This window comes from Mammaliicoccus sp. P-M58, assembly GCF_022386165.1.
Taxonomy (GTDB): Bacteria; Bacillota; Bacilli; order Staphylococcales; family Staphylococcaceae; genus Mammaliicoccus; species Mammaliicoccus sciuri.
Genome location: NZ_JAJNJI010000004.1, coordinates 181516 through 196945 on the forward strand (window position 1 = coordinate 181516; position 15430 = coordinate 196945).

The following is a 15430-nucleotide window of genomic DNA, read 5'->3' on the forward strand; positions in this document are numbered from 1 at the left end:
AAAAAGAGCACCAATTAGGTACTCTTAATTAACTTCTACAAACACTTTCTTGCCTTGCTCGTTCATTGAACCAGACACAATTGTACGAATTGCTTTAATCATTCTGCCCTTCTTACCAATAATTCTGCCAATGTCTTCTTCATGAACGTCTATATTGAACGTAATGCTAGAATCTTGTTCATCTTTAGATATATTGATGTTCTCCGGATAATCTACGAGCGGTACTATAATTGTTTGTATTAATTTTTCCAATATAATCTACGCTTTACTTAGAAAGTTTAGAATTATGGAATTTCTCCATGATACCTTGAGTTGATAAGATATCACGAACTGTATCAGTAGGTTTTGCACCGTCAGCTAACCATTTTAAAGCTAACTCTTCGTCAACTTTGATTTCTGCTTCTGGTTTAGCAACTGGATTGTAAGTACCGATTGGTTCGATAATACGACCATCACGTGGAGAACGTGCATCTGCTACTACTATACGATAAAATGGGTTTCTTTTTGACCCTTTACGTGTTAAACGAATTTTAACTGCCATGTTTAAAAAACTCCTTACTCATTTATAATTTCTTTTCTACAAGTAAATACTATAACAGGATATAAATTGTTTGTAAAGTGTTTTCTCTTTACCAATTTAAATTTCATGCAAAATAAGAGAGCAAAGCTGGCATTATCACTTAAAGATAGCTGCCATAACTTTGCTCTATATTATAGATGCGTCACGCTTCTATTAGAACGGTAAGTTCATGCCTTGGAATGGATTTCCGCCACGTTTACCTTTTTTACCTTTTTTATTGCTTCCTGTAAATTGTTTCATCATTTTCTTCATATCGCCAAATTGTTTGATCAATCTATTTACTTCTTGTAAAGAACGACCTGAACCTTTAGCAATACGACGTTTTCTAGAAACATTTAAAATGTCAGGATTATTTCTTTCTTCTAAAGTCATAGAACGAATAATCGCTTGAACATTATCGATTTGTTTAGGATCCATGTTAGCATTTTTCATGCCTTTCATTTTGTTAGCACCTGGAATCATATTCATCAGATCATCTAACGAACCTAATCCTTTAACTTGTTCTAATTGTTCTAAGAAATCATCAAACGTAAATGAAGATGTTCTCATTTTCTTTTCTAATTCTTTAGCTTTTTCTTCATCGACACCTTGTTGGGCTTTTTCAATTAAACTTAATACGTCACCCATACCTAAAATTCTAGATGCCATACGTTCTGGATGGAACAATTCAAGTCCATCTAGCTTTTCACTCATACCAATAAATTTAATTGGCTTTTCAGTAACAGAACGGATTGAAAGTGCTGCACCACCACGTGTGTCACCATCTAATTTAGTTAATGTTACACCTGTTACATCTAATGTATTATCAAATGATTCTGCAACATTTACAGCATCTTGACCTGTCATAGAGTCTACAACAAGCATAATTTCATCTGGTTTAGATACTTCTTTAACGTCTACAAGCTCATTCATTAATGCTTCGTCAATATGCAGACGACCTGCTGTATCGATAATAACAAAGTCTAAATGTTCTTCACGTGCATATTTCAACGCATTCTCAGTAATTTGTTTTGGACTTACTTGATCGCCTTCAGTATATACAGGTATATCAATTTGCTTACCAACCGTTTGTAACTGTTGAATCGCAGCTGGTCTATAAATATCACATGCGACAAGTAATGGCTTTTTGTTATATTTTTTTCTCATTAATAATGCTAATTTACCTGCAGTTGTTGTTTTACCTGCACCTTGTAAACCGACCATCATCACAACAGTAGGTGGTTTACTGCTCATGTTAATTTTACTATTTTCTCCACCCATTAAAGTTGTTAATTCATCTTGAACAATCTTGATGACTTGTTGTCCAGGTGTTAAAGATTGCATAACATCTGCACCTAACGCACGCTCAGATACTGTGTTTACAAAAGATTTAACAACTTTAAAGTTAACGTCTGCTTCTAATAATGCTAATCGTACTTCACGCATCATTGCTTTAATATCTTGCTCTGTAACTTTACCCTTACCTTTGATGCGTTGCATCGTGGCTTGAAGTCTTTCGGATAACCCTTCAAATGCCATAAATTTCTCCTCCTATTCAAGAATTTCTAAGCGTTCTATCGCCTGATTAAGTTCTTGATTATCTCCTGACAATCTTTTTAATTCATCAATAATAGATTGTCTTTCTTTAAATTTTTTAAAGAGCTGTAATTTCGTTTCGTACTCTTCTAATAATTCATCTGTTCGTTTTATATTATCATATACTGCTTGTCGACTCACATGAAATGTCTCTGCAATTTCACTTAGTGCATAATCTTGTAAATAATATAATTCTAAATAATTGCGTTGTTTTTCAGTTAATAACCCTTGATAAAAATCAAATAAGTAATTCATTCTCATTGTTTTTATAAGTTCATTATTTTCCATCATTTTGATCAGCTTCTTCAGTAGTATTTTCAACAGATTCATTCGCATCTATCATATCTGCAAATAATCCATAAACATAGCTTTCTGCATCAAATGGTTGTAAGTCATCAAGTTTTTCACCGAGTCCTACAAATTTAACTGGAATTTGTAATTCATTACGTATCGCTAACACGATACCACCTTTTGCTGTTCCGTCAAGTTTCGTTAATACGATACCTGTAACTTGTGTCACTTCTTTAAATGATTTAGCTTGTGACAATGCGTTTTGACCAGTTGTAGCATCTAATGCTAATAATACTTCATGTGGTGCTCCAGGTACATTGCGATCAATAACTTTTCTAACTTTTTGTAATTCATTCATTAAGTTTGCTTTATTTTGTAATCGTCCTGCAGTATCACAAATTAAAATATCAGCACCTCTATTTTTAGCAGCATTTACTGCATCATACATAACTGCTGCTGGGTCAGAACCTTCTTTTTGACTAATTACTTCTACGCCAACACGTTCTCCCCAAACTTTCAATTGTTCAATAGCACCTGCACGGAAAGTATCTCCAGCTGCTAACATAACTTTTTTACCTTCTTGTTTATAACGGTGTGCTAATTTACCAATTGTCGTCGTTTTACCAACACCATTAACACCAACCATTAATATAACATTTAATCGGTCATTTTCAATATTCATTCGATCAATATCTTCATCATCTTGTACATAAATTTCGACTATTTTTTCAACGATGACTTCTCTTAATTCAGATGTTTCACTAATATTTTGGCGTTTTGCTTCCATACGTAATTCATCAACAAGTTCCATAACTGTGTTAAATCCAACATCTGCTTGAATTAACATTTCTTCTAATGCTTCAAAGAAATCTTCATCAACTTTACGATAAACAGCTAATAAATCATTTAATTTATTTTGGAAGTTCTCTCTAGATTTTTCTAATCCTTGTTTGAACTTAGCACCAAGTTGTTCTGATTCCCATTCTTCAAACTCATCTAATGACATTAATCCATCATCAAACTGAACCGCTTCAGGATTTTCTTTTTCATTAGACTCAGGTTCTAAGTCTTGTACTGGTTGTTCTTCTTGGTTTTCAATCTCTTTGTTTTTTTCTTCACTAGGAGAGAATTTATCCTTTAATCGTTTAAAAAAACTCATGATTGTAATGCCTCCAATTCTTCTTCTTTAATTGATTTTAAGTTAACACTCACAAGTTTAGAAATGCCTGCTTCTTGCATTGTAACACCATATAAGCTATCCGCGTATGACATTGTGCCTTTTCTATGTGTAATGACGATAAATTGAGTTTCTGATTTAAGTTGATCTAAATATTCTGCATATCTTATCACATTTTGTTCATCTAATGCAGCTTCAACTTCATCTAGAATAACAAAAGGCGCTGTACGTGCTTTTAATATTGCAAAGAGTAAACTGATTGCAGATAGCGCACGTTCCCCACCACTAAGTAGCGATAAGTATTGTCGATTCTTACCTGGAGGTTGTACGACAATTTCAACACCAGCATCTAAAATATCTTTATCTGTAAGTTGTAACTCAGCACGTCCACCATTGAAGAGTGATTTAAACACATTTCCAAAATGATGATTCACTTCATCAAAGGTTTCTTTAAATCTAGTAGATACTTCGCCATCCATTTCTAATATGACTTGTTCTAATGTTTCTTTTGCTTCTAATAAATCCGTTCTTTGGTCACTTAAGAATGTATATCTTTCATTAACTTCTTTAAATTGTTCAATCGCATTTAAATTTACATGTCCAAGTTCATCTATAGACATTTTCGTTAATTTAACTGTTTTTCTTGCTTCTGAAATATCTTCTGGCATTTCATACAATGATTGTGCTTTTTCAAAAGTTAATTGATACGTTTCATTTAAGTGTGTCAATTGATGCTCAATCATAATATCTATTTTCGAGTGCTTACTAACCATATCTTGTAAGCCTGTTTCTAAACCAGAAATGCTTTGATGCATAGATTGCGTATCGCGCTCAATTTGCTCAATTTCTTCTTGAATAGATTTATATTTATCTTGATTATCCATCATTTTCGTTTCTATTTCTTGCTTTTTATCTGTAAACAGTTGAATTTGACTTTCGACTTTTTCAAATTGACCACTACCCATATAATCATCGGAATTGATTAATTCAATTTGGTCATTAATCTTAGTTAACGTATGTTCATATTCATTTAAATCTTCTTTAAGACGTTTCTTGTCTTGTTCTTTCAAACGATTTCGTTCTTTTTCAACTGCGAGATTTGAACGTTTTTCATTTAATGTATTTTGAATCGTTTTTTCACTATCTTTGCTATGTGAAAGAGATGCATTTAATTGATTGATTTCGTTATCAATTTTCTCTATATCTTGTTTAATCGTTACAAGTTTATTTTTCTTTTCTTGTAATGTTTCTTGACCTTTCACAAAGTTATAGCCATCATTCTTTTCAAATTCAAACGTTTCATTTTCGTCTTTTAATCGCTTTTCTTTAGCTAATACTGCATCTAATTGTAACGTTACTTCATGCTCTTTAGCTCTTAGTTCAGTACCTTTTTCTTGTGTTTCAGTTAAGGACTGTTCGATATTTTGAACTTCTTGTTTTAATGCTTTTACATTCTCTTCGATTTGAGTTGTTTGTTGCATAAAGTTCTGATACTTATCTTCAGTCGTTTTCAGTTCATCTTTTTGTGATAACAAACTTACTTTCTTTTCTTTGCCACCACCGGTCATAGCACCACCAGGCGTAATCACATCACCTTCAAGTGTCACAATTCTATGCTTGAACTGAATTAACCTCGCAAGTTGATTGGCAGTTTCTAAATCTTTAGCAATAATTGTACTACCTAACAAATGCTCTACAATATTTCGATATTTCTCATCATATTTAACGCCTTCAGAAGCTACTGTAATGAAGCCTTGTTGATCATTAATTTGCTCGATAACAGATTGTGGTATAAATCGTTTTTTAACCACATTCATTGGTAAGAATGTAGCACGACCTAGCTTTTTATCTTTTAAATATTTAATCGCTAATCGTGCATCTTTCTCTTCTTGTACAATAATATGTTGCAAGGACGCGCCCAGCGCTATTTCAATAGCTGTTGTCAATTTCGAAGGTGTATCGATAATTTCTGCAACTGCACCTTCAATACCATTGAGTGACTTTTCTTTCAGCACATGTTTCACACCAGAATAAAATCCAGAGTATTCATCTTGCATACTCTTTAACGTATTAATCCGCGTCTTCATTTGTTCTGTATAACGGTACGCTTGATACAGTTTTGACTCCGTATCTTTATATGCTTGTTCTTTACTTTTCAACAACTTATGATCAGATTTATATTTTTCAGTTGTTTCTTGAAGTTCTTTTTCAACAGATTGTAGCTTTTCGGTATAAGTCGATTTATCTTCCCAAACACGTTGAAGTTCTTCGTATACTTCTTTTTGTCTGCCATCTAATCTTGATTGTTTTTCTTGATGTGTTGCTAATTTGTCTTCTAAAAATCTAATATCATTATTAATGTCTGATTGTTCTGTCATGAGTTGATAATAACGATCTTTCAATTGTTCAATTTTCTCTTCAAATGTACCTTCTTGATTTGATAATTGACCTTCAAGTCCATTAATTTCTTGCACTAATGCTTGATATCTATCTTTAAATTCTTTCAATTCCACATCTATTTCTTTAATTTGTTCCGTAATTTTGTTAATTCTCATTTGAGAAGCTTGCTTTTCTTCTTCTAGTCTTTCATTTGTCGCATCACTATTTTTTTGACGTTCTTTTAAGACTTCTAATTGACCAGTAAATCTTTCTAATGATTCAGTCGCTTCAACTAATGCCTTGTTATCATTTTGAATTTGATTAGAAATCTGATCTCTCAATTTTTTCTTTTCATTTAATTCAAATGTCATAGCGTCTAATTCATTTGTTTTTTGTTCTTTTTGATATTGAAAATGCTCGATCTCTTGTTCAAGCTTTTTAAAATCTTTATTTAAACTTTCAATATCATATACCGTTACAGTAATATCACTCTTTTTCATTTCTTCTTTTAAAGCAATATACTCTTCAGCAATCGCAGCTTCTTCTCTTAGAGGCTCAACTCTTGCCTCTAAATCGAATACAATGTCTTCAACACGATTTAGATTTTGTTCTGTTTCGTCTAATTTTTGTGTCGCTTCTTTTTTACGTTTTTTATATTTTAATACGCCAGCTGCTTCTTCTATTAGATATCTTCTATCACTAGGTTTAGCATTTAATACTTCATCAACTTTACCTTGAGAAATAATACTAAAAGCTTCTTTACCAAGACCTGAATCTAAAAATAGATCTAGGACTGATTTTAAGCGTGTTCGTTCTTTATTTAAATAATATTCACTGTCACCATTTCTATATAAGCGGCGTTCAACTGTTATTGTATCTTCATCTATATTTAATTTTCTTGAATGATTATCCAATGTTAATTTTACTTCTGCATATTGGCACTTTTTACGTTCTTTCGACCCATTAAAGATGACATCTTCCATCTTAGATCCACGTAAACTTTTTGCTGATTGCTCACCGAGAACCCATTTTATAGCATCCGTAATATTACTTTTACCACTACCATTTGGACCTACAATAGCTGTCACACCATTATCAAAGTCTACATGTGTATGTTCAGCAAAAGATTTAAATCCATATGCATCTATTGATTTTAAATAAACCATAAACTACCCCTTATTGACCATTATTCAACGCTTTTTTAGCAGCATTTTGTTCTGATTCTTTTTTCGTTCTACCTTTTCCTGTTTCTAAAGGTTTGCCATTTAATAGTACTTCAGAAGTAAACATCTTGTGATGTGCTGGACCACTTTCATCTAATAAATGATACGTAATATTACCTTTATTATGACGATGCATATATTCCTGCAATTCTGTTTTATAATCACGATTTGCAGTATAATTTTCATCAACGACATGTGGAAATACAACTTTTTCTAAAAATTGCTCTACAATTTCAAGTCCTTTATCTAAATACAAAGCACCAATAAATGATTCGAATGCATCGGCGATTAATGATGGACGTTCACGACCACCTGTTTTTTCTTCACCTTTACCAAGTAAAAGTAATTCGTTCATATTTAAACTCATTGCAAATGTTACAAGTGATGGTTCACATACAATTGATGCGCGCAGTTTAGTGAGCTTACCTTCTGGAAGTAATGGAAATTTCTTAAATAAAAACTGTGACACCGTCAATTCTAACACCGCGTCTCCTAAGAACTCTAAACGTTCATTGTGACTTAATTTATCTAACTTAAAGTCGTTTATAAAGCTTGAATGCGAGAATGCTTGAACATAAATATCATACTGTTCAAATTCGATATTTATGTCTTTCATAAAAGCATCGAATTGAGCTTTAAATTGTGCTATGATTTGTGCTTTATTTTTAACCATGCCTGTCCTCCCTAATATTATGTTTCTTATCTATTTTACGTTATATTTCATAAAAAAAAAAGAATATTATCATAAACGACAATATCCATTGACACAATATATAAAACGTCTGAACAAATTGCATTGTTCAGACGTCTATTTCACTTTAAGTAATCATCATTGATTACTTAATTTGGTCTTATAAACCACATTTCAGTTTCATAATCATGCGTGATACGTTGTGCAACTTCTGTCTTGTCAGCGCCGCCACCATACCAATTTTGATCTAAACTTGTAAATTGCATTACGTTACCGTCTGCATTACCGTTTAATACAATTGCTGTATGTCCGGCACCTGATCCGAAATCTTCATTAAATACAACAACGTCTCCAGGTTGTGCTACAAATGATGGTGTATTTTTGTACACTGTTGCTTCACCACTAAAATTATTAGCAGTTGGAATATCTTTTGCATAATCACCGTGTAAACCGTGACCATATAAATAATTCCAATAATAATTCACTAAATCAAAACATTGCCAACCGTAGTAGCCATCAAAATCCCAACCCTTGCCTTCCAATGAATAAACATAATTCATGGCAGCCGTTGAAGATTTCGCAACTTCTTTTTGGACCTTGCTCGATTTCTTATTATAATCTCTATGTTCAACCTCTACGTTCTGTATCTTAGGTGTCTTATCTTTAGATGTATCACTACCTCCGCCATCCTTAGCGTCAGCATGCAAATTCAAATTTAATGCAGTCAAGCTCGTAAATGCAATAGCTAACAATAATTTGCTTTTAATCTTCATACATCCCCCTAATAAATATGTATTATATATATTCATAAATAATATATTAAAACATTTTATCATATATAAAGTATACTGGATAGGTTATAAAGATTAAGTATTGATTACAAATGATGAGTCACTTCTCATAGGTTTTGTTCAATGTTTATTTCATATCAGTTCATATAAAAATAAACTTTTTATCCCTTTTACATCTATTCACATTACCTCTTAACAAATCAGAATATTTGTTCGTTTTAATTTTAAATTAAAAGCAAATCTAAATATTAGTTTGAGCAAAAATTACAAGGGTATATTTACACTATACCATCTTTAAAAAATTGGTTCACATGAATTAGTATGATAAGCATTAATAGTTTGAACAAAAATTGGTTTGAGTTAATTCGCTTATACTACTGCGATTATTTGAGTGGTTATTTAGTAATTGTAGTAAATAAATACTATAATTAAGGAGATGACTAAAACAATGAAAGACAAATTCGAAAGAATTCATGAAGAAATTAAAGGTTATACACAAGCTAGTCAACCTGGTGTAGAACACGAAATGTTACCTAAACCAATAGAGGAAGACGATGAATATCATTCAGCTGGTAAATTAAAAGGCAAAGTTGCATTAATAACTGGCGGTGATTCTGGTATTGGTAAAGCTACAGCAATTCTATATGCAAAAGAAGGCGCTAATGTCGCTATCTCCTATTTTGATGAGGATAAAGATGCATTAGAAACACTTGAAAGATTAAAAGACATAGGGGTAAAAGTAAAAGCATACAAACATGATTTAAAAAGTGAAAAAGATGCTTATAATTTAATAGAAAACGTAGTTAATGATTTTTCTACAATAAATATATTAGTTAATAATGGTGGTATTCAATATCCCAAAAATCAGTTTAGAGAAATAACTTCAGAACAGTTAAAACTTACATTTGAAACAAACTTTTTTGGAATGTTTTATTTAACTCAAGCAGCATTACCACACTTACAAAAAGGAGATACTATTATTAATACGACAAGTATCACCGCTTATAACGGATCAGCTGACCTTATAGATTACTCTGCTACTAAAGGAGCAATAGTTTCTTTTACACGTTCTCTAGCACAGTCTTTAGCAAAAGAAGGCATTAGAGTTAATGGTGTTGCTCCCGGGCCGATATATACGCCATTAATTCCAGCAACATTCGATGCAGAAAAAGTTGAAAAGCACGGCGATTCTACCCTAATGGGAAGAAGAGGACAACCTAGTGAAAATGCCCCTGCATATGTCTTTCTTGCTTCGCATGATTCTTCCTATATAACAGGTCAAGTTATACACATTAATGGTGGAGATTATATATCTAGTTAAGATTGTTACATTTAATTCCTTTAGAACATGTAAAAGATGCTTATGGTAAATTTGATCAGAAAATAGATAACAATATTAACATCATTTTAAAACCATGATATATAAAATTAAATTTATTTAAGCGTTTCTATATTTCTAATAACACTATATAGAAACGCTTTTTTATTATATAAATAGATTTTTAATAATTAATTCCTAACATTATCAATTTTATGCATGCTATTCATCGTAATTTAACATACATAACATTTCTTCTCTTTTAAAAAATGTAAGGAATAGACAATATATAAAATTGGAGTGATAATGATGGATATCTTATCAATGATTATAAAATTATTTCTAGGATTTATCGTATTATTAATCATCATGAGATTAATGGGTAAACGAAATTTAGCGCAATTAAATGCTGGAGATGTAATTTATTTATTAGTTTTTGGTGGTATTCTAGAAGGTAGTATATACGATGAAAAAATTAAGTATTGGCATGTGATTTTAGCACTAGTATCTTGGAGTTTAATCATATTTTTGTTTGAATATTTAATTTATAAGTCAAAAAAGGCTAGATTTATATTAAAAGGAGATACAGATGTTTTAATGACTGAAGGTGATATTTATACAAAAATATTAAAATATAATCGCTTAGAATTAGATCAAATTCATTCTATTGCAAGAAATCAAGGTATTTTTGACTTAAGTGAAATAAAAAATATGTATATTGAAAGTGATGGTGGCTTCACTATCGAAAAGTATGATAATAAATACCCCCTTAAAGAACATGATTATGAAATATATGAACTAGTTAAAAACAAGTCCATAAATGAAAATATATTAAAGGAAATCAATCAAGATGAAGATTGGTTATATAATCAATTAAATAAAAGAGGTGTGCATGATATAAATAATGTCTTTTATGCTGATTGGTCTTTCGATAGAGGTATTCATATTATCAAATATAAATGAATTAATAATGGAAGTTATATTCATTGGCAGTACGAGAGTATATTTTATTTTTGATTAATGGAGGGATTATTGTTAGTGAAGAACAATATAAAAAATTATATTTAGAACGTAAATGATTTCTAAAAAATTTGCTTAGTAATCCTAAAATAACCAATGAAGAATATGAAATAAGTTTAGAAAACTATAAATTATTCTTTGATAAAGTGCGACAGATAGAGTAAGTCAAATTTGTTAAGTATATTTAAACTTAATTCTAAAGACCCATGTATTATGTCTCAATATGTTTTAAACTAACATTTACTTTTTAAAAGCGGAATTATTATTGCATTATGTGTTTTTGTAATAAATCAAATTTTTGATGTCATAAAAAATTAAAGTTAAAAAAATCACCAATTAATATAGGCAGTTCATTTTAATAACAATGCTTTTAATGCTAGATTTTTATACTCAGCTTACTATTTTGCTTTAAAGCTATCGAAAATCGAATTTTCAGGCAAAGTCTTTTCAAATATGAACTCATATAACTCTTCTTCTATGTAATTAAAATCGTTGCGGTAGAAAGTATTCATTCTAGTTACAGTAAGGTCACAAGAAAAGTGCATTCTCTGATGAGAATGCACTCTTGAAATTATTATTTATTTGAACGAAAGAACTTCAAAAAAGTGGTCCACTGGTTTCATTCCAAATTGGTCCATGGCTATGAATAAGCTTCTTTTGCATAATCAAATTAAGGATAGAGTTATTAAATATCTTGAATAATTTAAACACTTAATTTGACAAAGCCCTTTTTTGCCCCCTTTTCATAAAAAGACATAATAAAAAGCCCGCAACCATTGGTATACGGGCTTTTGTAATATGAATTATTTTTCTAATGATTCAATATATTTTACAGCGTCACCAACTGTGTTGATTTTTTCTGCTTCCTCATCAGGGATTTCCATATCAAATTCATCTTCTAATTCCATTACTAATTCAGCGATATCTAAAGAATCAGCACCTAAATCATCTTTAAATGAAGCTTCAGGCGTTACTTTTTCAGCGTCTACACCTAGACGATCTACAATAATGTCTTTAACTTTGTCGAAACTTGCCATTCCATTCACCTCCTTTAAATGATTTAAATCTTATATAATAAGAAATTCAATTTCTCTTACTATCCTATTCTACTATAAAAGTAGCTTTTATTGCATATACATTCCGCCATTAACGTGAATTGTTTGGCCAGTAATATAGCTTGCTTTATCACTTGCAAGAAATGCTACTGTATGTGCAATATCACTATCTTCTCCAAATCGTGCAAGTGGAATTTGTGACTTCATTTGTTCTTTTAATTCATCAGATAATTGATCTGTCATATCTGATACGATAAATCCTGGTGCAACTGCATTACAAGTAATGCCTCTAGATGCTAATTCTCTAGCAAATGTTCTTGTCATACCTTCAACACCTGATTTAGTTGCTACATAGTTCACTTGTCCTGCGTTTCCTAGTGAACCTACAACACTTGATAAGTTAATGATGCGACCAGATTTTTGTTTTAACATAGGTCTAGTTACTGCTTGAACACAGTTAAATACACCTTTTAAGTTTGTGTTGATCACGTCATCCCATTCGTCTTGTTTCATACGCATCAATAAATTATCTCTAGTAATACCTGCATTATTAACTAATACATCGATAGTACCAAATTGAGATGTTGTTTCTTTAATCATAGCTTTTACTTCATCTTGCTCACTTACGTTTGCTTGAAACGCAAATGATTCTACACCAAATGATTTGATTTCAGAAACGACTTCTTCTGCTTTTTCTTTATTTCCTGCATAGTTCACAACTACATTGTAACCTTCTTTACCAAGTTCTAATGCAATTTTACGACCAATACCTCTAGAAGCACCTGTAACGATAGCTGTTTTTGTCATTATTCATTCCATCCTTTAATATCATCAATTGTTTGAATTGATGTTATTTTAACATCACGACTAATTTTCTTAACTAATCCAGATAATACTTTGTTAGGACCCACTTCGATAAAGTGATCTACACCTTGATCAATTAAATACTCAACAGATTGACTGAATTCAACTGGTGAGAATAATTGTTTAACCATGTTTGCTTTAATAATTTCATGATCTGTTTCAGGTTTAGCATATACATTTTGTACAATTGGGTGTCCAGCATCTTTCCATTCAAATTGATTAATGTAGTTTTCAAAATCATCTGCTATAGTTTTCATCATTGAAGAATGAAATGGACCTGAAACTTTTAATGGCATCACGCGTTTAGCACCTAGTGATTTACCTTCAGCCGCAAGTTTATCAATGAGTTCTGCATGACCAGATACAACGATTTGACCTGGGCAATTGATGTTTGCTGGTTCAATAAGTTTGTCCTCTGTTGATAATTGTTCACAGATTTCTCTCACTTTTTCAATATCTAAACCTAATACCGCAGCCATAGAACCTACACCTTGTGGAAAAGCTTCAGACATTAATGTACCACGTTTATGTACGATTTGAACGGCATCTTCAAACTTTAATACACCTTCTGATACTAATGCTGAATATTCACCTAAACTATGTCCTAATGCGTAGTCATAATTTAAATCTTTTAAAGCATTCATTAAAGCTGAACTATGCGTTAACAATGCTGGTTGTGTATATTCAGTTAATCCAAGAATTTCTTCTGGATCTTTAAACATAATTTCAAGTAAATCAAATGATAAAGATTCATTTGCTCTTTCTAGAATTGATGTTGCATTAATTTCTTCTTGATATAAATCTTCTGCCATTCCTACTTTTTGTGACCCTTGACCAGGGAACATGATTGCAACTTTACTCATTTATTTCACCTACTGCTTTCTTCATTTTATCTACTATTTTAGTATCTGCAGCTAGCTTAGCTTGTTTAATTGCATTATAGAATGCACGTTGATCTGATGATCCGTGTGCCTTAACAACAACACCATTTAATCCTAATAGAACTGAACCACCGTATTCTGCATAGTCCATTTTATTGCTAATTTTTTTAATATCTTTTTTCAATGTTAGTGCAGCAAGTTTATTTTTAGTTGAAGCAGTCATCGCTTCTTTTAACATTTTAAATATACCTGTTGCTGTACCTTCTATTGTTTTTAACACCATGTTACCGTTATAACCATCTGATACAACGACATCACATGCATCTAACAATAAAGATTTTGCTTCAACATTACCAATAAAGTTATCAAATTGTTCTTCTTTAAGTAATTGGTAAGTCTTTTTCGTTAAAGCATTACCTTTTGTTTCTTCAGTACCAATATTTAAAAGTGCTAATGAAGGTTTTTCAATACTTCTAATTTGTTTGGCATAAATTTCACCCATTTTAGCATATTGCACAAGATGTTCAGGTTTAGCATCTGAGTTTGCACCAATATCTAAAAATACAAATCCTTTACCTGTCACTGTCGGGAAAGTCGCAACTAATGCGGGTCTTTCAATACCTTTTATTCTGCCGACAATAAATAAACCACTACTCATTAGCGCACCAGTATTACCAGCTGATACACATGCTTCAGCTTTACCTTCTTTAACAGCATTTGCCATTAAAACCATTGAAGCATTTTTCTTTTTCTTAATTGATCTAACAGGTTCGTCATCCATTGTTATCTTTTCATCAGTATGATAAAAAGTGATACGTTCATGTTTGTAATCAAATTGTTTTTCATCACCATATAACAAAATCTCTAAATCTGGAAAATCATTAACTGCTTGTTTAACCGCTTCTATTACGATACCTGGCGCGTCATCTCCGCCCATCATATCTATCGCAATCTTAACCATTATTTTCACCCTCGCTCGAATAATACATTTCAAATTGTCCTTGGAAAACAGTTTCTCCATGAACAGTGCTTGTGACATCTACTTTAGCTATATGTTTCGATTTATGTATCACAGTAGCTTTAGCAATGACTCTTTCATTTAGTTTTACTGATTTTTTGAATTGAACATTACTTTTAGTTGTTAATGCTAATTCATCATTAATCAATGCTACACATAATGAGTTAGCTTGGGCAAATAAATAGTGTCCTCTAGCAATACCGTTACGTGTAAAAACATGTTCTTCCTTAATATCTATAATAGATATTGCTGATTTATCTAGTTCAATATCTATAATTTCCCCAATGACATCTTCAATGGGTAATGATTTAATTTCATCATGATTTTGTGTTGCTACATCTTTGATGCGGCGTCTTAATTCTGGAATACCTAGCTCCATTCTATCCAGTCTAATAGTTTGGATGCTTACTTTAAAATATTCACTTAAAGTTTCGTCAGTTATGAAAGGTTCAGCTTTCAAACGATTTGTTAATTCCCTCTGGCGATCTGCTTTTGTTAATTTCATTTCATCCAAATCCATTCTATTATGTACTTATAGCTAAAATTAGCACCTGCTATCATGACCTA

15 protein-coding genes and 1 pseudogene are annotated in these 15430 nt (G+C 31.5%); 3 read left to right on the forward strand and 13 right to left on the reverse strand.

The window, feature by feature from the left end; all coding sequences use genetic code 11:
* Window positions 1-24: 24 nt before the first annotated feature.
* From LQ694_RS06070 to LQ694_RS06105, 8 genes are all read right to left on the reverse strand, one after another.
* Complete coding sequence (locus LQ694_RS06070) at window positions 25-252, reverse strand: KH domain-containing protein (protein ID WP_025905305.1); 228 nt, start codon at window positions 250-252, stop codon at window positions 25-27.
* A gap of 13 nt (window positions 253-265) precedes the next feature.
* Window positions 266-541, reverse strand: coding sequence for a 30S ribosomal protein S16 (rpsP, locus tag LQ694_RS06075; protein ID WP_016910739.1), 276 nt, complete (start codon window positions 539-541; stop codon window positions 266-268).
* A 192-nt stretch (window positions 542-733) separates the two neighbouring features.
* Window positions 734-2098, reverse strand: coding sequence for a signal recognition particle protein (ffh, locus tag LQ694_RS06080; RefSeq protein WP_049319125.1), 1365 nt, complete (start codon window positions 2096-2098; stop codon window positions 734-736).
* 12 nt (window positions 2099-2110) lie between these two features.
* Window positions 2111-2443: a putative DNA-binding protein gene (locus LQ694_RS06085; protein WP_049319420.1), complete on the reverse strand. Its 333-nt coding sequence runs from the start codon at window positions 2441-2443 to the stop codon at window positions 2111-2113.
* A complete protein-coding gene (gene ftsY / locus LQ694_RS06090) occupies window positions 2433-3605 on the reverse strand; it encodes a signal recognition particle-docking protein FtsY (RefSeq protein WP_058611092.1) in 1173 nt (390 codons plus the stop codon). Before ftsY ends, LQ694_RS06085 begins: the two co-directional genes overlap by 11 nt.
* Window positions 3602-7168: a chromosome segregation protein SMC gene (gene smc, locus LQ694_RS06095; protein ID WP_058611093.1), complete on the reverse strand. Its 3567-nt coding sequence runs from the start codon at window positions 7166-7168 to the stop codon at window positions 3602-3604. Before smc ends, ftsY begins: the two co-directional genes overlap by 4 nt.
* A gap of 10 nt (window positions 7169-7178) precedes the next feature.
* A complete protein-coding gene (gene rnc, locus LQ694_RS06100; RefSeq protein WP_058611094.1) occupies window positions 7179-7898 on the reverse strand; it encodes a ribonuclease III in 720 nt (239 codons plus the stop codon).
* 167 nt (window positions 7899-8065) lie between these two features.
* A complete protein-coding gene (locus LQ694_RS06105; protein WP_096791340.1) occupies window positions 8066-8689 on the reverse strand; it encodes a CHAP domain-containing protein in 624 nt (207 codons plus the stop codon).
* 466 nt (window positions 8690-9155) lie between these two features.
* On the opposite strand from LQ694_RS06105, the gene LQ694_RS06110 reads away from it, so the two are divergent.
* The 3 genes and pseudogenes from LQ694_RS06110 to LQ694_RS06120 all read left to right on the forward strand — a co-directional run.
* Window positions 9156-10028: an SDR family oxidoreductase gene (locus LQ694_RS06110; protein WP_049319129.1), complete on the forward strand. Its 873-nt coding sequence runs from the start codon at window positions 9156-9158 to the stop codon at window positions 10026-10028.
* A 306-nt stretch (window positions 10029-10334) separates the two neighbouring features.
* Window positions 10335-10988, forward strand: a complete 654-nt coding sequence (locus LQ694_RS06115; protein WP_179296632.1) for a DUF421 domain-containing protein — start codon at window positions 10335-10337, stop codon at window positions 10986-10988.
* 551 nt (window positions 10989-11539) lie between these two features.
* A pseudogene (locus LQ694_RS06120) lies at window positions 11540-11747 on the forward strand (IS256 family transposase); the annotation flags it as partial.
* A 101-nt stretch (window positions 11748-11848) separates the two neighbouring features.
* Here the strand turns inward: LQ694_RS06120 and LQ694_RS06125 are convergent.
* The 5 genes from LQ694_RS06125 to fapR form a co-directional block, all read right to left on the reverse strand.
* Window positions 11849-12082: an acyl carrier protein gene (locus LQ694_RS06125; RefSeq protein ID WP_017000113.1), complete on the reverse strand. Its 234-nt coding sequence runs from the start codon at window positions 12080-12082 to the stop codon at window positions 11849-11851.
* 87 nt (window positions 12083-12169) lie between these two features.
* Entirely contained in the window at window positions 12170-12907 is a 738-nt protein-coding gene (fabG, locus tag LQ694_RS06130) for a 3-oxoacyl-[acyl-carrier-protein] reductase (RefSeq protein ID WP_048542526.1), read from the reverse strand.
* Entirely contained in the window at window positions 12907-13827 is a 921-nt protein-coding gene (gene fabD, locus LQ694_RS06135; RefSeq protein WP_196968203.1) for an ACP S-malonyltransferase, read from the reverse strand. Before fabD ends, fabG begins: the two co-directional genes overlap by 1 nt.
* Entirely contained in the window at window positions 13820-14806 is a 987-nt protein-coding gene (plsX, locus tag LQ694_RS06140) for a phosphate acyltransferase PlsX (RefSeq protein WP_049319133.1), read from the reverse strand. The genes fabD and plsX overlap by 8 nt, the downstream gene beginning before the upstream one ends.
* Window positions 14799-15368 (reverse strand): transcription factor FapR, encoded by a 570-nt coding sequence (gene fapR / locus LQ694_RS06145; RefSeq protein WP_049319421.1) that lies wholly within the window; start codon window positions 15366-15368, stop codon window positions 14799-14801. The genes plsX and fapR overlap by 8 nt, the downstream gene beginning before the upstream one ends.
* Window positions 15369-15430 lie beyond the last annotated feature (62 nt).

Bases quoted from the DNA above. Each gene is read 5' to 3' on its own strand.
- rpsP (WP_016910739.1), bottom strand. From the start codon at position 541: ATGGCAGTTAAAATTCGTTTAACACGTAAAGGGTCAAAAAGAAACCCA.
- ffh (WP_049319125.1), bottom strand. From the start codon at position 2,098: ATGGCATTTGAAGGGTTATCCGAAAGACTTCAAGCCACGATGCAACGC.
- LQ694_RS06085 (WP_049319420.1), bottom strand. From the start codon at position 2,443: ATGGAAAATAATGAACTTATAAAAACAATGAGAATGAATTACTTATTT.
- ftsY (WP_058611092.1), bottom strand. From the start codon at position 3,605: ATGAGTTTTTTTAAACGATTAAAGGATAAATTCTCTCCTAGTGAAGAA.
- smc (WP_058611093.1), bottom strand. From the start codon at position 7,168: ATGGTTTATTTAAAATCAATAGATGCATATGGATTTAAATCTTTTGCT.
- rnc (WP_058611094.1), bottom strand. From the start codon at position 7,898: ATGGTTAAAAATAAAGCACAAATCATAGCACAATTTAAAGCTCAATTC.
- LQ694_RS06105 (WP_096791340.1), bottom strand. From the start codon at position 8,689: ATGAAGATTAAAAGCAAATTATTGTTAGCTATTGCATTTACGAGCTTG.
- LQ694_RS06110 (WP_049319129.1), top strand. From the start codon at position 9,156: ATGAAAGACAAATTCGAAAGAATTCATGAAGAAATTAAAGGTTATACA.
- LQ694_RS06115 (WP_179296632.1), top strand. From the start codon at position 10,335: ATGGATATCTTATCAATGATTATAAAATTATTTCTAGGATTTATCGTA.
- LQ694_RS06125 (WP_017000113.1), bottom strand. From the start codon at position 12,082: ATGGCAAGTTTCGACAAAGTTAAAGACATTATTGTAGATCGTCTAGGT.
- fabG (WP_048542526.1), bottom strand. From the start codon at position 12,907: ATGACAAAAACAGCTATCGTTACAGGTGCTTCTAGAGGTATTGGTCGT.
- fabD (WP_196968203.1), bottom strand. From the start codon at position 13,827: ATGAGTAAAGTTGCAATCATGTTCCCTGGTCAAGGGTCACAAAAAGTA.
- plsX (WP_049319133.1), bottom strand. From the start codon at position 14,806: ATGGTTAAGATTGCGATAGATATGATGGGCGGAGATGACGCGCCAGGT.
- fapR (WP_049319421.1), bottom strand. From the start codon at position 15,368: ATGAAATTAACAAAAGCAGATCGCCAGAGGGAATTAACAAATCGTTTG.